Source organism: Methylocystis sp. WRRC1, assembly GCF_020733155.1.
Taxonomy (GTDB): Bacteria; Pseudomonadota; Alphaproteobacteria; order Rhizobiales; family Beijerinckiaceae; genus Methylocystis.
Genome location: NZ_JAJFZJ010000001.1, coordinates 3456320 through 3476970, shown reverse-complemented (window position 1 = coordinate 3476970; position 20651 = coordinate 3456320). Strand labels below are relative to the sequence as shown.

The following is a 20651-nucleotide window of genomic DNA, read 5'->3' as shown; positions in this document are numbered from 1 at the left end:
CTCTAATGGGCGGCGGCTTTGTTCTTTGTCGCCGGATCGGGGGCGCCGGGCTTCCGGGGAGCCGCTTTCTTGATCGAGCTCGTCGGGCTGTCGTCGCTGGCGAGCGCCTGCATCTCGCGGCGGTCGTCGGGCGCGAAGGCCTGCGCCACCGGATGCGGCGCCTCTGCCTCCCGGCTCTCGGCGGCGGCCTTGGCGGCAGCGACCGTCACGACGGGCGATTTGGCGGCGAGCTGCGTCGCGGCCTTGCCGGCGCCGCGGGCCGGTTTTTCCTCCAGCGCGATTTCGACTGGCGGGGCGATCGCCTCGGGGCGGCTCACCTCGGCGACGCGCGAGGCGAAGGCCGGGTTCTGACCGCCGTCCTGATAGACGACGCGAACCGGCTTCACGCCGCTTTCGGCGAGCTCGGCCACCTTGGCGTCATCCTTGGCAGCCTTTTCGGCGACCTGGGCCGCGATCTCCGGATTGTGCTTCAAGGGCGGACAGGCCGAGGCCGCGTCCATATGTCCCGCGGGCGTGGCGTTGAAGACATAATGACGGCCGCAGAAGGCGACCTGCGGCTCCTCTTTCGTCACCTCGAAGTGATCATTGCCTTCCTTCAGGTTCTTCCAGAAGCCGATGTTCGGGTCGAGCCGGTGCTTGGCCAGATTTTCGGCCGTCATCTTGAAGGGATAGGACTGCATCTGGATTGCGCGCTGGCCGCCGCCGAAGGAGGAGCGGGCAATCGCGTAGATTTCCGCGATCTGCTTGTCGGTCATGGAGAAGCAGCCGGCCGACGAGCAGGCGCCATGCACCATGATGGTCCCGCCGCTATGCCCCAGCGCGCGGTCGAGCTGGTTCGGGTAGCCGACGTTGAAGGACAGGTAATAGGCCGAATTCGGGTTCATCTGCGCCGGCGTGATCGAATAGAAGCCCTCCGGCACCTGGCGGTCGCCCTCGCGCGTCTTGGGGCCGAGCTGGCCCGACCAGCGGCACATGGGGAAGGTTTTGAGATGGACGTAGCGGCCGTCGGACCGCATCTTCCAGATCTCGAGCTCCGCCTCTTTCTTGTAGGCGCGGATGAGCATCGGCGCTTCCTTCGTCGTGCCGACCTTCTCCATCAGCGCGACCGTCTCCGGCGGAATGGGCGCGAGCGAGCGGTGCGAAAAGCCCCCGTCCTCGCAGGCCGCCAGCGTGAAGGCGGCGAAGGCCGCAACAACCGCAAACGGCTTGAAACCCTGGAAATTCATGCGACCCGCTCCCCTTTGCGCGACGCCCCCGCGTGTCCGAGAACCTTTACACGCCTGCGCGTAACGCAATCCTTACCCGGCGTGACGGCTGACCTTCCGCGCCGACCCGCATTTAGACCAAACATTGGGACGAGAAAGTGTCCGTGGCGCCATCCGGGATGGTGAAAACCGCAAATTTGCCGGATTTACCTTAACGCTTTTCCTCGATCTTTCGGCCCATGGCGAGGAACTTCTCGGCCCGGGCGTGGCGAAGCTGCTCGCGCGAAAGATTGGTAAGCCGCGACAATTCGAGGGAAACCGCGTCGCCCACGGCGGCGATGGCCGCCCTGGGGTCGCGATGAGCGCCGCCCGAGGGCTCGGTGACGATCACGTCGATGATGCCGAATTTGAGCAGATCCTGCGCCGTGATCTTCATGCTGGTCGCGGCGTCCTGCGCCTTGGCCGAATCACGCCACAGGATGGAGGCCGAGGCCTCCGGGGAGGCGACGGTGTAGACCGCGTGCTCCAGCATCAGCACCTTGTTGGCGGCGGCGATGGCGATGGCGCCGCCGGAGCCGCCCTCGCCCACCACGACCGCGACATTGGGCACGCCCAGCGACAGCGAGGCGTCGGTCGATCGGGCGATGGCTTCCGCCTGCCCACGCTCCTCGGCGTCGATGCCCGGAAAGGCGCCGGCCGTATCGACCAGCGAGACCACCGGCAGGCCGAAGCGGTCGGCGAGCTCCATGAGGCGCACCGCCTTGCGGTAGCCCTCGGGTCGCGCCATGCCGAAATTATGGTGCAGACGGCTCGCGGTGTCCGAGCCCTTCTCCTGCCCGATGATGCAGATGGGCTCGCCATTGAAGCGCCCGAAGCCGCCGACGATGGCGGCGTCCTCGCCGAAGAAGCGGTCGCCGGCGAGCGGCGTGAATTCCGTGACGAGCTGCTTCACATAGTCGGAGAAATGCGGGCGCTGCGGATGACGCGCGACCTGAATTTTCTGCCAGGGGGTGAGGCTCGCGTAGAGGTCGGCCAGCGCCTTGGACGCCTTGGCCTCCAGCTTCGTCAGCTCCTCCGAGATTGAGACGCCCTCGCCTTTCTCGGCCAGCGCGCGCAGTTCCTCGACCTTGGTTTCCAGTTCCGCGACGGGCTTTTCGAAGTCGAGATAAGAGCGCATGGGGGCGACGATGTTTCCTGCAAGATTCGACCAGCGCCCGGCGGCCTCTCGGGCGCGCGCAAACTCGCCGCAACCGGCGCCGAAGTCAAGGAAGACGGCAGGACCGCGCGGGGTGGATTTCGAGCGCCAAATGGCGCAATCGGGGGCATGGCGCAATTTTCTGCAAGAGGAGCGCGATTCGCTTGAACCCTCCGACCCTTCGTGCCCATGCCGACAGCCGCTTCGTTTCCGCGAGCGACGGGCTGCGCCTCCATTATCTCGATTACGCCTGTCCCTCGGCCGGGCGTCTGCCGCTCGTCTGCCTGCCGGGCCTCGCGCGCTCCTCCGACGACTTCTGGCGCGTCGCCGAGGCCGCGCAGGCGCAGGGACGGCGCGTGCTCGCGCTCGACTACCGCGGGCGCGGCCGATCGGACTGGGACAAGGACTGGACCCATTACGCGCTCGCGGTCGAACAGGACGACATTCTCGCCGTGCTGCGCGACGCAGGCGTTTCGTCGGCCGTCTTTCTCGGCACCTCGCGCGGCGGGCTGCACACGATGGATCTCGCCGCCGAAACGCCGGGCCTCGTGCGCGCGGCGATCTTCAACGACATCGGGCCGAAGATCGAACTCGAGGGTCTGCTGCGCATAAAGCGCTATGTCGGAAAATTGCCGCCCATCGCCTCGATGAACGACGCGATCGCGCTGATGCGCATGACCGCCGCGCCGCAATTTCCCGCCGTTAGCGCGGAGGACTGGGCCGTTTATGCGCGCCAGACCTTCGTCGAGAAGGACGGGAAGGTTGCGCTTCGCTACGACCCCGAACTGTCGCACACGCTCGACATCTTCACGCCGGACGCCGAGCCCGAAACCTTCTGGGACCGTTTCGAAACGATGTCGCAAACGCCGATGCTCGTCATTCGCGGCGAGACGTCGGACATCTTTTCGGCCGAGACGATGGAGGAAATGGCCCGGCGCGCGCCGCGGCTCGAAACATTCACCGTCGCCGGCCAGGGCCATGCGCCCCTGCTGCTCGATCAGCCGACGATCGGGCGGATAATGGAGTTCCTGAGCCGTTGTCCGTGATTATGGCGCGTATCCCAGCGCCTGATTCACGCGTGAAACCGCAACGCCGACATTGATCGCGGCGCCCGCCTGCATGCGTTGCGCCTCCAGCTGAATCTGGCGCACGCGATACAGATCGAAGGCGCTGATTTCGCCGAGCGCGAAGGACTTGCGCGACAGTTCGAACTGCTCATTGGCCACGGCGAGCCGCTTGTCGGCGAGGCCCGCCGCCTTTTGCGCCGCTGCGAGCGCCGTCCGCGCGGCCTTGATTTCCGCGACGACCATTCGCTTGGCGCGCTCATATTCGGCGCGCGCGCGCGTCACCTCCGCGGCCGCCTCGGCCTGGCGCGGCTCGTTGCGGCCCGGCGTCGGCAACGGAATGCGAAAGCGCACGCCCACCGTCGTCGCGTCGGTGCGCTGGTTGGTGACTTCCTGCGAGGGGTCCGTCGAATATTGGTCGTTGTGCTCCTGACGGCCGAAGACGCCGATCTCCGGATTGTCTATGGGCGTCGCGTCGATCAGCCGCGCCTGGGACTCAGCCCGCGCAAGCGCCGCCAGCGGCGCCCGCAGCGCCGGATGGTCTTCCAGATCGCCGTCGCGACGCACGGCTTCGAGCGTGCCGTCCGGCGGCGTCCCGCCGGTGAGCGCGGCGTAATTCACCCGCGCGACTTTCGCCGCGCCTTCCGCCTGTGCGAGTTCCGTCTCGGCGGCGAGCGTTTCGTTCCTCGCCAGCAAGGCGTCGGCTTCCGCAGCGTCTCCGAGTTCGACGCGACGGGTCATGTCGGCGCCGATCTCGCGGGCCGTCGCCACACGCGTGCGCGCCACGGACACGTCGCGCTCGGCGCGCTTCGCGTTCCACCATGCGTCGCGCAACAGTCCCGCGACCTCGAGCCGGCGCTGCGACAGCCTCTCCTCGACCTCCACGACCCCGCTCGACACCGTGGCCGCATAGGCGTCGCGCTGGCCGGGAAGCCACAGCGGCATGCCCGCCTCGATTTCGGTCTCGTTGTAGTGACGCAGATTGCCGGCGGCGGCGTTGCGCTGCGAGCCGCCGAAATAGGGCGAGCCCGGCGTTATCGAATTCGCGGTGGCGTAGCGCGCGGACACGGCGCCGAATTGCGCCTCCAGCGCCTTGCTCTGCGCGTCGATGGCGACGGCCATGTCGAGGTGACGCACGAGAACATGGCCGAGCGGCGTCTTCTTCGCGCGATTGACAGTGACTTTGGAGCTTTTTCCGGCCCGGGCCTTGGCGCCCTTGCCGCCGCTCGCAGCCGGGTCCTTGGCGGCCTTCACTGTCACTTCGCCGCTCGGCTGCTCATCAGGCCCGGCGCGCGAGGCGGTCGCGTAAAGCCCGATGAAGAGCAGTAACGGCAGAAAGGCCGACCGGATCGTCATGCGCGCGACTCCTCTCGCCGGAGGGATCGGATGCGCGTCCGCAGCTGCGCGCCCCAATTCGCCGAACGATCGTAAAGGATCGGCAGCAGGACGAGGGTGAGCACGGTCGCGGAAATCAGCCCGCCGATGACGACGATGGCGAGCGGGCGCTGGATCTCGGCGCCCGGCCCTGTCGCGAAAAGGAAGGGGATGAGGCCGAAGGCGGCGATCGTCGCCGTCAGCATGACGGGGCGCATGCGCCGGCGCGCGCCCTCGACCACCGCCTCGCGCGTCGTGCGCGTGCCTTCGGCCACGAGCTTGTTGATGTAGGAGATCAGAACCACGCCATTGAGCACCGCTATGCCGACGAGCGCGATGAAGCCGACCGAGGCCGGAACGGAGATGAATTCGCCCGACAGCCAAAGGCCGAGCACGCCGCCGATCGCCGCGAAGGGCACGTTGCAGAACACGAGCGTCGCCTGCAGCGCCGAATTGAACGTCAGATACAGCAGGAGGAAGATCAGGGCGAGCGCGATCGGGACGACGACCGCGAGCCGCGCCGAAGCGCGCTGCTGATTCTCGAACTGGCCGCCCCACTGGTAGGTGTAGCCCTTCGGCGTCTTCACATTTTGCGCGACAGCCTTCTTCGCCTCGTCGACGAAGCCGACGAGGTCCCGACCGGTGACATTGGCGAGCACGGTGGCGAAACGCCTGCCCTCCTCGCGAATGACCTGAATAGGCCCGTCCTCCGCCTTCACTTCCGCAAGCTGGGACAACTCCACGACTTTTCCGTCGTTGGACACCATCGGCAGGCGCGCGAAATCCACGGCGGAGCGGCGCGAGGTCTCGGCGCCGCGCACGACGAGCGGCGTGCGGATCGGCCCCTCCAGCACGATGCCGACCTGCTGACCGTCAACCCAGACGCGCAGGGCGTCCTGGATCTCGCCGGCGTTGAGGCCGAAGCGTCCGGCGGCGAGACGATCGACGCGTGCGGTGAGATAGCGCAGACCGTCGTTCTGCAGGCCGAAGACGTCCCGCGCGCCGGGAATCTTGCGCAGCGTTGCGGCCACTTCGCGGGTCAGCCGGTTGAGTTCCCCGATGTCGTCGCCGAAAATCTTGATCACGACGTCGCCGCGCGCGCCGATGATCATCTCCTGCACGCGCATGTCGATCGGCTGGGAAAAGGCGTAGGAAATCCCGGGTATCGAGTCGAGCACCTTGCGGATTTCGCCCATCAGCCAATCCATGCCATGGCTGCGCCATTCGCTCGTCGGCGCGAGCGTGAGGAAATTGTCGGTCTCGTTGAGGCCCACCGGATCGATGCCGAGTTCGTCGGCGCCCGCGCGCGCCATCATCCCCTTGACCTCGGGCACCTTCTCCATGATCTCGCGCTGGATGCGACGGTCGGTCTCGGCGGCGATGTTGACGCTGATCGTCGGATGCTTGCGCACAGTGATGACGGGCGTGCCCTCGTCCATCACGGGCATGAAGGTCTGGCCGATCCCGCTGTAGGCGAGAGCGGCGACGAGCAGGCCGCCGCCGGCGATCGCCGCAACGATCAGTGGGCGCGCCAGCGCGCGGTCGAGCAGCGGCTCGTAGATCGCCGCGATCCTGCGCACAAGCCAGGGCTCTTCGGAATGGCCAGGCTTCAGCAGCGTCGCGCTCAGCGCCGGCACGACCGTGAGCGACAGGATGAGGGCGGAGCCGAGCGCGAAGGCGATGGTCAGCGCCACCGGCGCGAAGAGACGCCCCTCGAGACCTTCCAGCGAAAGCAGCGGCAGGAACACGGTCACGATGATGACCACGCCGGAGGTCAGCGGCGCCGCGACTTCGCGCGTCGCCTCCAGCGTCATGAAGATACGGTCGGCGAGGCTCGCCTCATGGGCGCTCGCCATGCGATGCTCGACATTCTCCACCACGACGACGGCGCAGTCCACGAGCAGGCCGATGGCGATGGCCAGGCCGCCGAGCGACATGATGTTGGCGGAAAGCCCCCACCATCGCATGATCCCGAAGGTGGCGAGCGCCGCGAGCGGCAGGATGACCGAGACGACGAGCGCCGCGCGCAGGTCGCCCAGGAACAGCGCCAGCAGAATGACGACGAGAACGATCGCCTCGATCAGCACCTTCTGGACCGTCCACACCGCCTTGCCGATCAGCTCGCTGCGGTCGTAGAAAATCTCGATCTTCGCGCCCTTCGGCAGGCTCGCCTCGAGTTCGGCGAGACGGGCCTTCACGCCGGTGACCACCATGCGCGCGTCGGCGCCGCGCAGGCCGAGCACCAGTCCCCAGACAGCTTCGGCTTCGCCGTTGCGGCTCACGACGCCGTTACGCGGCAGGGAGCCGAAACGCACCTCGGCGACGTCGCCGACGCGCACGATGCCGGTGGCGCGCGCGGCGATGACCACCGAGCGGATATCTTCGAGCGACTGCAGCCGCCCCTCGGCGCGCACCAGCAGCGCCTCCTCGCCGTCGCGGACGCGGCCGGCGCCGTCGTTCTTATTGTTTTGCGAGAGCGCCGTTTCCAGCATCGCGACGGTGACGCCGCGCGCGGCCATGGCGGAGGGCGACGGCGCGACCTCGAAGGTGCGCACGAAGCCGCCCAGCACGTTGAGGTCGGCGACCCCGGGCAGGCCGCGGATGGCCGGACGTATCGTCCAGTCGAGCAGGCTGCGCTGCTCCGTCGGAGTCAGATCGCCGCCGACAATGGTGAACATGAGCATTTCGCCGAGCGGCGTGACGATCGGCGCAAGGCCGCCGGAAACGCCGCTCGGCAGCTGGTCCTGCACCTGAGCGAGCCGCTCGTTGACCTGCGCGCGCGCCCAGTAGATGTCCGTTCCTTCCTCGAACTCGAAGGTGAGCAGCGCGACCGAATAACGGGTCGTCGAGCGCATGCGGACGAGACGGGGAATGCCGCGCGCGGCGATTTCGATCGGGGCGGTGACGCGACTCTCCAACTCCTCGGGAGTAAGGCCCGGCGCGCGCATCGCGACGAGAACCTGAATCGGCGCCACGTCGGGAAAAGCGTCGATCGGCAATTTCGTGTAGCTGAACGCTCCCCACCCCGCGATGGCGATCGCGGCGAGGAATGTCAGGAGACGCTGTCGAAGCGCGAAGTGGATCAGCCGTTCAAGCATCGCGCTCTGTCATTTCTCCGCCTCGGCGAGTTCGGCGAGCAATGTGAGCAGACCATGGGTCGCCACCCGCTCGCCGGCCGCCAGGCCGCCCTGCACCGAGGCGAAATGCGGCGTCTCCGAGATCAGCGTGACCGGCGTCGCGCGGAATCCGTCCGGGACGCGGACGAAAACCCAGCTGTGGTTCTTGTGGCTGACGACGGCGTCCGCCGGAACGCGCCATTGCGAAGCGCCGCCGCCCGTCACCTTCAGGATCGCCTGCACGGCTTGCCCCGGCCGCAAGGGGCTTCTGCCGGAGCGAAACTCCGCCACCGCGGTGACGGACTGGGTCGCCATGTCGACGGTATGGCCGATTCGGATGAGCCGGCCGTCGAGACCCGCGCTGGGCAGATGGACGCGCTCGACGCTTTCGAGCGCGACGGCGCGACTGAGCGGCACCTGCAGATTGACCCAGATCGGATCGAGCCGCGCGATGGTGACGAGCGGCGCGGAGGCCTGAACGCGCTCGCCCGTGGTGCCGTGCCGCTGGAGGACCGTGCCGGAGAGCGGCGCGCGAACCAGGAGCGTGCTGGCGAGCTTGCGGTCACGCTGCAGGGCCGACACCTCGGCTTCGGTCATGCCGGCGAGCGTGAGAATCTGCCGTCGCTCCTCGAGCGACGAACGCGCCTGCCCCGCCTCGGCCCGAGTGACGATCAACCGGCGTTCGGCGATGATGCGCTCCTTGAAGAGCTGCTCGTCCCTGCGCAGTTTCTCGGAAGCGAGATTGGCGTCCGACAGGGCGTGCAAGAAGGCGCGCTGCGCCTCGACCAGCTCGGAGGATCTCAGTGTCGCGATCGCGTCGCCGTCCTTGACGTCCTCGTCAGGGGCGACGAGCAGGGTCTCGATAAGTCCGGCGGCGGGCGCGGCGACGATGCGCAACTGCTGCGGCGGGACGGTCACCACGCCGGGGACGACGATTTCGCCCATGCCCGTTTCCGGTTCGATGGGCTGCGTCTCGACCCCCGCGGCGCGCGCCTGATCGTCGGTCAGCGGGACAACAATCTCCCGACGGGGCGGCTGATTCCCCGCCGGAGCGCCGAGGGCCGCAGCCGCGCCGCAAACGAGAAGCACAAGAAGGGTGTGGAGGATCGTTCGCCGCATGTGAGAATCAGGAAAGCCCCGAGAGAGTGCGCCCCGCTTGCGCGCGCGGCAGTCATTGCGCGGAAAGGGCGCGTCTTTATGGCGCCGCCGCATTTCAGCTGCGCCGGGAGCGATCTTGCCCGTCGGAGGAGCCCGGCTCAAGCCATTTCGCCCCGCTGAAGGGGCTATCCAATGAAAAATCGGTAACAATCCCCTCCAACGCCGCTCTCGGCGCCGTCGCCAACGGCCGCGATCCGCCTATATTCCAGACAAGCTCAGCTGATTCTCCACTTTTCGAGGTATTCATGCGCCACCCATCCAATGTCGCCGTCCGCCTCGTCGATTATCGCCCCGCCGACTTTCTGATCGACGCCGTCGATCTGGACATTGCGCTGCATCGAACGGCCACGAAGGTCGTCGCGCGTCTGTCGCTGCGCCGCAACCCGAAAGGCGCCGCCGGCGCTCCGCTCACGCTCGACGGCGACGATCTGGCGCTGCTCGGCGTCAAGCTCGACGGCCACGCGCTGGGGCCGGCGGAATATACGGCGACGCCCGACAGCCTCACGGTGCTCAGCGTCCCCGAGGCGCCCTTCACCCTCGAAATCGAGACCGAGGTGAACCCGAGCGCCAATACGCAGCTTTCCGGGCTCTACCGTTCAGGCTCCGCCTATTGCACGCAATGCGAGGCCGAAGGTTTCCGCCGCATCTCCTACTTCCTCGACCGCCCCGACGTGCTGAGCGTCTATACGACCCGGATCGAGGCGGAGAAGACCGACGCGCCGATCCTCCTCTCCAACGGCAATCCGGCGGAGTCGGGAGATATTCCCGGCACGACGCGCCATTACGCCGTCTGGCGCGATCCCTTCCCGAAGCCCTCCTATCTCTTCGCGCTCGTCGGCGGCGACCTCGGCGTGGTGCGCGACACTTTCACCACGATGTCCGGCCGCAGGATCGACCTTGCAATCTATGTAGAGCACGGCAAGGAGGCGCGGGCCGACTACGCCATGGACGCGCTGAAGCGCTCCATGCGGTGGGACGAGGAGAAGTTCGGTCGCGAATATGATCTCGACGTGTTCAACATCGTCGCCGTCTCCGACTTCAACATGGGCGCGATGGAGAACAAGGGCCTCAACATCTTCAACGACAAATATGTGCTGGCCTCACCAGAGACGGCGACGGACTCCGATTACGCCGGCATCGAGGCCGTCATCGCGCATGAATATTTCCACAACTGGACGGGAAACCGCATCACCTGTCGCGACTGGTTCCAGCTGTGCCTGAAGGAAGGGCTCACCGTCTTTCGCGATCAGGAGTTTTCCGCCGACATGCGCTCGCGCGCGGTGGAGCGCATAAGCGACGTTCGCGGACTTCGGCTCGTGCAATTCCCCGAGGACGCGGGGCCGCTCGCGCATCCGGTGCGGCCCGAGGTCTATCACGAGATCAACAACTTCTACACGTCGACGGTCTATGAGAAAGGCGCCGAGATCATCCGCATGCTGCGTACGCTGATCGGCGACGCCGATTTCCGTCGCGGCATGGACATCTATTTCGAGCGCTTCGACGGCACGGCGGCGACGGTGGAGGACTTCCTCTCCTGTTTCGCCGAAGCCTCCGGCCGCGACCTGTCGCATTTCGCGCTGTGGTACAGCCAGGCCGGCACGCCGGCGCTGTCGAGCGAGGGCGCCTATGACCCCGACGCCCGGACCTTTGCGCTGACGCTGCGCCAGCAGACACGTCCCACGCCGGGGCAGGACACGAAGAAACCGGTGGTGATCCCCGTCGCTTTCGCGCTCTTCGGCGAGAACGGCGAGAAGCTCGATCTCGTGAGCGACGACGCGCGCGAGGACGAGTTGCGCCGCGGAGTGATCGAACTTTCGGAGCCCGCGCGCGTCATCACCTTTCGCGCCGTGCCTTCGCGCCCGGTGGCGTCGCTGCTGCGCGGATTCTCGGCGCCCGTGCGGCTCGAGCCCGCCCCGGCGAGCGCGGACCTGGAGCGGCTCCTCGCCTGCGACGACGATCCCTTCAATCGATGGCAGGCGGCGCAAAGCCTCGCGCTGCGCGCAATCTTCGCGCGTGTGGACGCTTCGCGGAACAACGCCCCCGCGCCAGATGCGCAGGGTTTCGTCGGCGCATTGCGCACGCTCCTCGCAAAGGCCGACGCCGATCCCGCCTTCGCCGCGCAGGCGCTGTCGCTCCCCTCGGAAATCGACCTCGCGCGCGAGGCGGGCGAGAATGTCGATCCCGACATCCTCTTTTCGGCGCGCATGGGGCTGCGCGAGGAAATCGGCCGCGCCCTTCTCCCGCAGCTCGACGCGCTCTATGCGCGAATGGCTGACAACGGCCCCTTCAAGCCCGACGCGGCCGGCGCCGGGCGGCGCTCGTTGCGCGCCGTCGCGCTCGATCTCATCGCCGCCGGCGATATAGAGAAGGGCCGCGCGCTCGCGCAGCGTCAGTTCGCCGCCGCCGGCAACATGACGGACCGTCTGGCGGCGGTGTCAGCGCTCGCGCTGATCGGCGGACAGGCGCGCGAAGACGCTTTCGCGGCTTTCTACAAGCAATTCGCGGGCGACGCGCTCGTGATCGACAAATGGTTCGCCTTGCAGGCGACAATTCCGGAAGAGGCCACGACGCAGCGCGTCCTCGATCTCATGGCGCATCCGGATTTCTCGCTCTCCAATCCGAACCGCGTGCGCTCGCTCATCGGCGCCTTCGCGAACGGCAATCTCACGCGCTTCCATGCGCTGGACGGTTCCGGCTACGATCTCCTGACGCGCATCGTTCTCGACCTCGATTCGAAGAATCCGCAGGTCGCGGCGCGGCTGCTCTCGGCGCTGCGTTCATGGCGCACGCTAGAGCCGCGCCGCCGCGCGCTCGTCGAAGCGAAGCTGCGGGAAGTGCTTGCGCGCGAGACGCTCTCCGCCGACGTGAAGGATATTGCGACACGCGCGCTGTCCTGAACGGAAGCCGGATAAAAAGCCCGTTCGGCAAAAACGCTCTTTGCCGAACGGGAGCCGCATCATCGCCCGTTATTGCGGCGACGCCTGCGATGACCGCATCTTCCATTTCCGCATGTCCCGAATGAAACCGTCGATCAATTTGTTGTGGACATGCGGCATGACGATGAAATGCGCGAGCTTGCCGAGCGTCGGGCTCTCCTCCGGCGCAAGATCATATTTCGCGAGGATCGTTTCGTCGGGCCGCTCGAAAAACACAGTGCTTGAGAAAGGATTACGCCAGCTCCTGACGCCCGCGGCCTTCAGCCCTTCGACGAGATAGTCCGTGTTGCGCATCATGCCATTGGCGGCGGCCCTGAATTTGTCCATCGGCGTCGAGCGTATCTTCCACCAGAATTTCAATGGCGCCAACGCGCTTCGCGAACAGGAGATCGTCGGGACGGCGTCGTTGAGATAGGCGACCCGAAACGGGTTCAGATTGTCGAACGCTTCCCTGGTGGAAATGAAAATGCCCATCGGTTCATCAGAGCCAAAGAACTTGTGCCCCGACACGGCGATGGAATCGAAATTCTGAAGCTGATGATTGACGAGGCTCGCCGCGTCACCGTCCACGTAAGGCAGGTAACCGCCGAAAAGCGCAGCATCCAGATGGATGTATTGCGGGCCCTTGTGCTTCGCTTTCAGTATATCCCTTATCGCCGCCTGATCGTCGATCGCGCCCTTGAATGTCGTGCCTAATGCGATGACCACCAGCACGGGACGGGACGGATCGAGCTTCGCCTCGAAATCCTTCAGATCCATCTCGCCCATCTCCTTCGCCTTTATCAGACGCAGTTCGAGATTCTGCACGTCGGCGAGTTTCTTGATCGAATAATGCGCCTCCTCCGAAACATAGACGATCGGCGGAGCCGATGATTTCGACAGAAGATATTTCCGGCCAAAATAGAGCCCGTGATTGTTGCCGTCCGTGCCGCTCGCGGTCACGAAGCCCCAGAACTTGTCGTCGGGAAAGCCATAGAGCTTTGCGAAATAGGACACGACCTCTGTTTCAAACGCGTGGGTGTTGAGGCTGTAGGGACTCGTCGACCACGGATTGCCTACATTGTTCAAAGACGCGCGATACAGCCTGTGCTTTGTGTACCAATTATAGAAGCCTTCCAGAGCGGTGTCCTGATTGACGGGATAGCCGCCAATGCGCCGGCTCTTTTCGAGCGCCATCCCGGCGAAGGCGTCGACGCGGCGACGCTCCTGTTTCGTGATCGCCAATGCGGGCGCGCAGAGCAGAAGGCCCGACAGGAAAACCGCGAGAATTCTGGTCATCATCTGGACGTCTCGAAATTCTGGCCGACGCCGCGTCGCACTTGATTTGACCGCCGTCGTCAACCGGACGTTGTGGGCGCCCCACTACACTCGCAGGGAGTGAAGGACGGAGGGGTGAGTGAGCGGCGCCGAGGGGCGTCTGACCATGCGACAAAACGACTCGCCGCCCAAAAGCCGGCTCGGGACTGTTTCGACGACCCCACATCTCGGGGCCGGCGGCCGGACAGCGCCGGAGCGACGCCGCGCGGAATGTGCGCGTTCGGGAAACTTCTGTTGCCCGGCAAAGCCTTACTCACGGACGCGCGCCGGGCGGCGGAGCCGGCCCTGTCGAGCCCCGGTCACAAGCCCCTATATATGGGTCAACACGCCATGGATTCCAGCGCCGAGACGCGCCGTTAACGCCGAATTAAGGTCTGGACAATCACGGCCTGAGAGATTCGAATGAAGGTGATTCGGGCGGCGTTCGGTTCGCTCGCGAGTTCGCCAAAATTTCGGAGATCTATTTGATGGCGCGCGCCTCCGCAGCTCGTGCGATGAGTCATGCCGAAACGGTGTGGGGCGCGTATCGCTTTGACGACAATGGCGAGAAGGATCCGAACGACGGCGCCTGGCTACGGCGCCTGGCCTTCGTCGCCTCATCTATCTGCCTGATGTCGTTGATGGCTTTTGTCGTCTCCATGGCGACGACGATGCAGGACCAGCTTGTCGACGACGCAACCGCCGACCTCGAGCTTTTCGCGCGCGTTGTTTCTCACGAACTGCACGAAAAGATCCGGGCGGACGCGCAGTCGCTCGGCCAGCCCCTCAACCAGATCGTTCCGCATCGCGCCTTCGCGCGGGGCCGCCGCGTTCTCGTCACGGACGGCCACGGCCGGGTCGCCGCCGCGTTTCCGCCGATCGAGTCAAAGAACGTCACGCTCGCCGACGTTCTCGGCGCCGGGCAGGTGCTCACCGAATTCGCCGACAAGGCGGGCGTGATGCGCGTGACGCTCGCCGACGGCACGCCGGCGCTCGCCACGGTGCATAAGCTGCCCACGCCCTTCGGGCAGGTGGCGATGATCTATCCGCTGGACAATGTGCTCGGAGAATGGCGCGCCATCGCGGCGCGTTATGCGCTGCTCTTCGCCTTCACGACGCTGATGCTGCTCGTCATCGTTTACGGCTATTTCCGGCAGACGCGGCGCCGGCAGGCGGTGGAGCATGTGAACGCGCTCATTCGCAAGCGGCTCGAGACGGCGCTGTCGCGCGGGCGCTGCGGATTATGGGACTGGGACATCGCGCGCGGGCGCATCTACTGGTCCGATTCAATGTACGAGATGCTCGGCCTTCCCGCCGAGCGGCGCTGTCTCTCCTTTGGCGAACTCAACGCGCTCATTCATCCTGAGGATGGCGACCTCACGGTGATCGCCGAAATGGTCTCGGCCTCCAGAACCAAAAGCGTCGATCACGAATTTCGCGCAAAGCACGCGGACGGCCGATGGATCTGGGTGCGCGCGCGCGCGCAACTCGTGGACGAGGCGAACGACCCGGGCAAGCATCTCGTCGGCATCGCCGTGGATGTCTCCGAACAGCGCGCCCTCGCCGAACATACGGCCACCGCCAACATGCGCCTGCGCGACGCCATCGACGCGATTTCGGAAGCCTTCGTGCTGTGGGACGCGCAGAACCGGCTCGTCACCTGCAATTCCAAGTTTCTCGATCTCCATGGCCTCTCCGCCGACGCGGCGATCGCCGGAGCGACCTATGCGCAGATCATGATGCGCGCCACGGCGCCGCTCATCCAGACCGAAATTTCATCCGCCGAGCAGCGCGCCGCCGACGCGCGCACATATGAAGCGCGGCTCGCCGACGGCCGCTGGCTGCAGATCAACGAGAGGCGTACGAAGGACGGCGGTTACGTCTCCGTCGGCGCCGACATCACCGCGCTGAAGCGCAACGAGGAGAAGCTGCTCGAGTCGGAGCGCCGCCTCACCGCGAGCGTCACGGACCTCACGCGCTCGCGTCAGACGCTCGAGATGCAGGCCCAGCAGCTTGCGACTCTCGCGGAGCAATATCACCACCAGAAAGCGGAGGCCGAAGCGGCCTATCTGGCCAAGTCCGAATTCCTCGCCAACATGAGCCACGAGCTGCGCACCCCGCTCAACGCGATCATCGGCTTTTCCGAAATGATGCAGGCGGAGCCCTTCGGCTCCCTCGGCTCGCCGAAATATGTCGAATATTGCAACAACATTCGTCAGGGCGGCGCTTACCTCAACGAGGTGCTGTCCGACATTCTCGACATGTCGCGACTGGAGGCGGGACTGGTGCGCCTGGCCGAACGCGAAGTGAATGTCGCCGACGCGACCCGCCGCGCCATCGCCTCCTGGCGTTCCCGCGCGGACGCCAAAAACATCCAGATCGTGGCCGAGGCGGATGACCGCCTGCGCTGCATCGGAGACGAATCGGCCATCGTCAAGGCGCTCGGCGTCCTGCTCTCCAACAGCATCAAATTCACGGATGCGGGCGGCTTCATACGCCTTCGCGCGCGCCGCCACGGCGCCGCGATCGCAATCTTTGTCGAGGACACCGGCCGCGGCATAGATCCGCGCGCAATTTCGAGACTCGGCCGGCCATTCGAGCAGAGCGCCGACCTCATGGAAAACGGCATGAAGGGCTCGGGACTCGGCCTCGCCATCGCCCGCGCGCTGGTCGATCTGCATGGCGGCGCGTTGCGCATTCGCTCGCGACTCGGGCTCGGCACCATCGCGATGATGCGCCTGCCCTGCGTCCGCGCCGACCGTGCGATGACGATCGGCGCTCCAAAGCAACGGCCGCTCGAACAGACCGCCCCGCGTCTCGCCAAGAACCAGCTCTATGCGCGCTCGCTGCGTGAGACCGCCGCGCGCATGGCCGGCAGTGACAGCACCACGCGCAATCCCGGCTCATTGTCCTCGATGCGCAATACGCCGTGATGCAGGCGGGCGACGGCCGAGGCCATCGACAGGCCAAGTCCCGAGCCCGGCCGCGAGCGTGAGTTTTCGAGCCGCACGAAACGCCCCACCACCCGCTCGCGATCGGCGGGCGCAATGCCCGGCCCATGATCCGCGACGATGATTTCGATGCGGTCGCCGACGCGCTTCGCGCTGACGTCGATGCCGGGCTTTTCGCCTCGCGAGCCGTATTTCAAGGCGTTGTCCACGAGATTGACGACCGCCTGTCCGAGCAGCTCGCGGCTTCCTGTCACAGTGAGGCCCGGCTGCGTCACGGCTTCCAGCCGCACGCCCTGCTCTTCCGCGACCGGCTCGTACATTTCGACGATATCGTTCACCACGGCGTCGGCGTCATAGGCGCCGAGATTGTCGCTCGAATAGCCGGCCTCGGCGCGCGCGATCATCAACAGCGCGTTGAAGACGCGAATGAGACTGTCCGACTCGTCGATCACCGCCGCCAGCGCCTCGCGATGCTCGCCGTTCTGCGCGCTCCCGCGCAGGGCGGCCTCGGCGCGATTGCGCAACCTCGTCAGCGGAGTCTTGAGGTCATGCGCGATATTGTCGGAGACTTCGCGAAGCCCCGTCATGAGTTCCGAGATGCGCTCCAGCATCGCGTTGAAATTCTCCGCGAGGCGATCGAGCTCATCGCCGGCGCCGCTGACCGCGAGCCGTTCGTTCATGTCGCCCGCCATGATGCGCCGCGCCGAGTCCGACATCACGTCGACGCGCTCCAGCATGCGATGCGCGACGAACAATCCGCCGAAAGCGCCGACGAGCACGAGCCAGAAAAGGGAAATGCCGAGCGCGCGGCGGAGAATGTCGCGCAGCACCTGATGGTCCTCGATGTCGTGGCCGATCAGCAGGCGAAAGCCGCCCGGAATGAGAAAGAGCCGCATCAGCGCGGGATGAACCTCGCCGGGTTCGCCGCGTCGTTGATAGGTCATCTCGACCAGCTCCCGGCCGCCGCCGGGCGCAATTTTCGGCGGCTCGATATTGCCGACGATGACGTCTCCGGCATGCGTCATCAGCAGATAGAGCGAGCCGCCCGGCGCGCGCACGCGCCGCTCCACGGCTGTCGTGAGCTGTCGCAACCCCCCTTGCGCGTATTGCTCGGAGAGCGCGCGGATCTCCGCTTCCACCGTCTGCTCGATCTGTTCGTCGAGCACTTCCTTCACCCGCGCGCCAACGCGCGTCAGCACGAGACCCGCGCCGATCGAGAACAGCAGCAGATAGGCGATCGACAGCTTGAACGCCGTTGTACGGAAGAGTTTGCCGACCTTGCCCATCACGTGCCGCCGCGCTCCCTGCTGATCCGGCCTTTCACCGACCGGAAGTGGTTACTGTCGAGATATGGGCGCTGTCGCGCCAACTGTCCCCACTCTTTTGCGACGGCCCCGCAGAGAAAGGGAACAATCGGGAGCCGATTGACGTTTTCTTCGCGTAAAACCCAGAAAAGGGTGAAATATCATGCGTAAGCGTATCAATTCCGTGATTGCCGGAACCCTTTGCGGCGCAACCGCCATCGGCGCCTTGCCGCTCGAAGCCCTCGCCGGCCCTTTGAGCGTCGCCCCGCCCTCGACCGTCTCCCTGTCGGCGCCAACGTCGACAGTGCACTACCGCCGATATCACCGCGGGTACCGCGTAGGTTATTACTATCCGCGCCGGCACTACTACCGCTACCGTTACCCGCGTTACTACCGCTATGGGTATGACCCCGCCGGCGCCATGTTCGCCGGAGCCGCGCTCGGCATCATGGGCGCGGGCATCGCCGCCGCCACCGCGCCCCGCTGGGGCTGGGGTTATGGCGGCTGGGGTTACGGCGGCTGGGGATGGGGACCCGGCTGGGGATGGGGAGGCGGTTGGGGCCCCGGCTGGGGCTGGGGATGGGGCGGTCCCGGCTGGTGGTGGTAAAGCCGCCAGACTATCTCGCCCCCTCGCGGATCATGTAACCGGCTCCGCGTATCGTGTGCAGCAAGGGATTTTCCCGTCCCTTGTCGATCTTTGCGCGCAGCCGGGAGATGTGCACGTCGATGACGTTGGTCTGCGGGTCGAAGTGATAATCCCAGACGTTTTCGAGCAGCATGGTGCGCGTCACAACCTGCCCGGCGTTTTTCATCAGATATTCCAGCAGCCGGAACTCGCGCGGCTGCAAGGCGATCTCCTGTCCGCCGACCGTCACCTTGTGCGAGAGGCGATCGAGCTCGAGATCGCCGACGCGATAATGGGTCTCCTCGCCGCGCGGCCCGACGCGGCGACGCGCCAGAGCTTCGACGCGGGCCAGCAGCTCCGAAAAGGAATAGGGTTTGGGCAGATAGTCGTCGCCGCCCGCGCGCAGGCCCTTCACGCGATCGTCCACCTGTCCCAGCGCCGAGAGAATGAGCGCCGGCGTCTCGACCTTCTGCTCGCGCAGGCTGGAAATGAGCGAGAGCCCGTCCATCTTGGGCAACATGCGGTCGACGATCAGCACGTCGTAGTCGCCTTCGCTCGCGCTCGCGTAGCCCGAGAGCCCGTCGGCCGCATGGTCGGCGACATGGCCCTGCTCGCGGAAAGCCTTGACGAGATAGTCGCTCGCCTCGCGGTCGTCTTCGATGATCAATATGCGCATGGCGGCCATGATAGCTGACCTTTGAAAAAAACGGCAGGCGGCGCATCGCGCCAGCCTGCCGCACGGACGGGGGCCAGGAGGGGGCTGGCCTATCCCGTCGCTCTTCTATGCGTGGACTGTCTGCGGGCGGGTGCAGTCTCCGGGTCCACGTCGCTAGAAGCTCTACTTGTCGTCAGCCCGCCTTCACGGGCACGGCAACAAATTTCATGCCATCCGCCGACTTCACCCGCAGCAGGACCGAGCGACGGCCCTCCTTGCGCGCGGCGTCGAAGGCGCTTGCAAGATCGGCGCGCGAATTCACGGTCTGGCCGCCCGCCTCGACGATCACGTCGCCGCGCCGCACGCCTTTCTGCGCGGCCGAACCGCTCGGATCGATGTCCGTGACGATCACGCCTTCCCGGCCGGCGCCGCGAACCTCGGAAGCCGGCGCAACCTCGATGCCGAGCCCGGTGATCTCCCCGCCGTCGCCGCCGCCGAAATCATTGTCGGCGCGCGCCTCCTTTTCCTCGGGCAACACGCCGAGGGTGAGTTTCACGGTCTTCTCTGCGCCGTTGCGCAGGAAGGTTATGTCTACCGACTTTTTCGGCCCCATGGCAGCGATCTTGCGCGCCAGCTCGCGCGGCGTCTCGATCTTCTCGCCATTGACGGCGATGATCACGTCTCCCGCCTTCAGGCCCGCCTCTTCCGCCGGAGCGCCCTTCTGCGGCTGCGCGATCAGAGCGCCCTTGGTGGATTTGAGGCCCATGCTGTCGGCGATTTCCTGCGTCACGTTCTGGATCTTCACGCCGATCCAGCCGCGCGAAACAGCGCCCTTCTCCTTGAGCGCGGCGACAACATCCTTCGCGACCTCCGCCGGAATGGCGAAGCCGATGCCGACCGAGCCGCCCGAAGGCGAATAGATCGCGGTGTTGACGCCGATGACGGCGCCGCGCGTGTCGAAGGCCGGGCCGCCGGAGTTGCCGCGGTTCACGGGCGCGTCGATCTGCAGGAAGTCGTCATAGGGACCGGCGCCGATGTCGCGGCCGCGCGCCGAGACGATGCCCGCCGTCACGCTGCCGCCGAGGCCGAAGGGATTGCCGACCGCAATCACCCAGTCGCCGACGCGCGGATTGGCGCTCGACCATTCCACATAAGGCAGCTTGTCGCCGTCGCTGATCTTGAGCAGCGCGAGATCCGTGCGCTTGTCCGTGCCGATGACCTTCGCCGGCAGGGTCTTGCCGCTGTCGAGCGCAACCTCGACTTCACTCGCATGCTCCACGACATGGTTGTTGGTCACGACATAGCCGTCGGGGCTGACGATGAAGCCCGAGCCCTGCGACATGGTCACGTGTTTCTGTCCACGGCCGCCATCCTCGCCGAAACGCTTGAAGAAGCGGTACATCGGGTCATCCGGCGAAAGCCCCGGCACGTCGAAGTGATCGTGGTCTTCCTCGGTCGCCTTCACCTTGATGGCCACCACGGCGGGCTTCACGCGATCCACGACATCGGCGAAGGAGGAGGGGCCGGTCACGGTCGCGAGCGTCTGCGGAGCCTCGGCATAGGCGGAGGGCGCTGGAACGCCCATCGCCACGCCGAAGGCGAGCGCCGCCGCGGCGCCCATCAAGGCGAAGCGCGACGCGCGCGGACGCCGGGAGGAGGCGGTCAACACACGGGAGTCGCGCTGGGAAATCTGAAGAACCATTGGAAAAACTCTCCATCTGTCGCGGCGAAGGCTGGGAGACCTCGTCGCCGCCTGCAGTCACAAGATGGAG

Annotated in this window: 13 protein-coding genes; 4 read left to right on the top strand and 9 right to left on the bottom strand. The window is 66.0% G+C overall.

Features of this window, described 5'->3' with window-relative positions; translation table 11 throughout:
* Positions 1 to 2: 2 nt before the first annotated feature.
* Both LG047_RS17025 and LG047_RS17020 read right to left on the bottom strand, forming a co-directional pair.
* Positions 3 to 1226 carry a murein L,D-transpeptidase family protein gene (locus tag LG047_RS17025; protein ID WP_227967929.1) on the bottom strand — a complete coding sequence of 408 codons (1224 nt, stop codon included), beginning with the start codon at positions 1224 to 1226 and terminating at the stop codon, positions 3 to 5.
* Between the two features lie 190 nt (positions 1227 to 1416).
* Complete coding sequence (locus tag LG047_RS17020; protein ID WP_227967928.1) at positions 1417 to 2382, bottom strand: acetyl-CoA carboxylase carboxyltransferase subunit alpha; 966 nt, start codon at positions 2380 to 2382, stop codon at positions 1417 to 1419.
* A gap of 182 nt (positions 2383 to 2564) precedes the next feature.
* Between LG047_RS17020 and LG047_RS17015 the strand changes: the two genes are divergently transcribed.
* Entirely contained in the window at positions 2565 to 3446 is an 882-nt protein-coding gene (locus LG047_RS17015; protein WP_227967927.1) for an alpha/beta fold hydrolase, read from the top strand.
* Here the strand turns inward: LG047_RS17015 and LG047_RS17010 are convergent, their stop codons facing one another.
* From LG047_RS17010 to LG047_RS17000, 3 genes are read right to left on the bottom strand one after another with little or no spacing between them, the layout of a single operon-like run.
* Positions 3447 to 4820 (bottom strand): TolC family protein, encoded by a 1374-nt coding sequence (locus LG047_RS17010; protein WP_227967926.1) that lies wholly within the window; start codon positions 4818 to 4820, stop codon positions 3447 to 3449. It abuts the gene before it with no gap.
* A complete protein-coding gene (locus LG047_RS17005) occupies positions 4817 to 7936 on the bottom strand; it encodes an efflux RND transporter permease subunit (protein WP_227967925.1) in 3120 nt (1039 codons plus the stop codon). The genes LG047_RS17010 and LG047_RS17005 overlap by 4 nt, the downstream gene beginning before the upstream one ends.
* Before the next feature lie 9 nt (positions 7937 to 7945).
* Positions 7946 to 9073, bottom strand: coding sequence for an efflux RND transporter periplasmic adaptor subunit (locus tag LG047_RS17000; RefSeq protein WP_227967924.1), 1128 nt, complete (start codon positions 9071 to 9073; stop codon positions 7946 to 7948).
* Between the two features lie 284 nt (positions 9074 to 9357).
* Between LG047_RS17000 and pepN the strand changes: the two genes are divergently transcribed.
* A complete protein-coding gene (gene pepN, locus LG047_RS16995; protein WP_227967923.1) occupies positions 9358 to 12009 on the top strand; it encodes an aminopeptidase N in 2652 nt (883 codons plus the stop codon).
* Positions 12010 to 12078: 69 nt separating this feature from the next.
* Here pepN and LG047_RS16990 read toward each other — a convergent pair whose 3' ends face one another.
* A complete protein-coding gene (locus LG047_RS16990) occupies positions 12079 to 13329 on the bottom strand; it encodes an aminotransferase class V-fold PLP-dependent enzyme (RefSeq protein ID WP_227967922.1) in 1251 nt (416 codons plus the stop codon).
* Positions 13330 to 13832: 503 nt separating this feature from the next.
* On the opposite strand from LG047_RS16990, the gene LG047_RS16985 reads away from it, so the two are divergent.
* Positions 13833 to 16277: a PAS domain-containing sensor histidine kinase gene (locus tag LG047_RS16985; protein WP_227967921.1), complete on the top strand. Its 2445-nt coding sequence runs from the start codon at positions 13833 to 13835 to the stop codon at positions 16275 to 16277.
* On the opposite strand, the gene LG047_RS16980 is transcribed toward LG047_RS16985, so the two are convergent.
* Positions 16178 to 17581: a HAMP domain-containing sensor histidine kinase gene (locus tag LG047_RS16980; RefSeq protein WP_227968521.1), complete on the bottom strand. Its 1404-nt coding sequence runs from the start codon at positions 17579 to 17581 to the stop codon at positions 16178 to 16180. The genes LG047_RS16985 and LG047_RS16980 overlap by 100 nt on opposite strands.
* A 181-nt stretch (positions 17582 to 17762) precedes the next feature.
* Here LG047_RS16980 and LG047_RS16975 point away from each other — a divergent pair, with 181 nt between their 5' ends.
* A complete protein-coding gene (locus tag LG047_RS16975; protein ID WP_227967920.1) occupies positions 17763 to 18206 on the top strand; it encodes a hypothetical protein in 444 nt (147 codons plus the stop codon).
* A gap of 10 nt (positions 18207 to 18216) precedes the next feature.
* Here LG047_RS16975 and LG047_RS16970 read toward each other — a convergent pair whose 3' ends face one another.
* Both LG047_RS16970 and LG047_RS16965 read right to left on the bottom strand, forming a co-directional pair.
* Complete coding sequence (locus LG047_RS16970) at positions 18217 to 18900, bottom strand: response regulator transcription factor (RefSeq protein WP_227968520.1); 684 nt, start codon at positions 18898 to 18900, stop codon at positions 18217 to 18219.
* 172 nt (positions 18901 to 19072) lie between these two features.
* Entirely contained in the window at positions 19073 to 20581 is a 1509-nt protein-coding gene (locus LG047_RS16965; RefSeq protein WP_227967919.1) for a Do family serine endopeptidase, read from the bottom strand.
* Positions 20582 to 20651 lie beyond the last annotated feature (70 nt).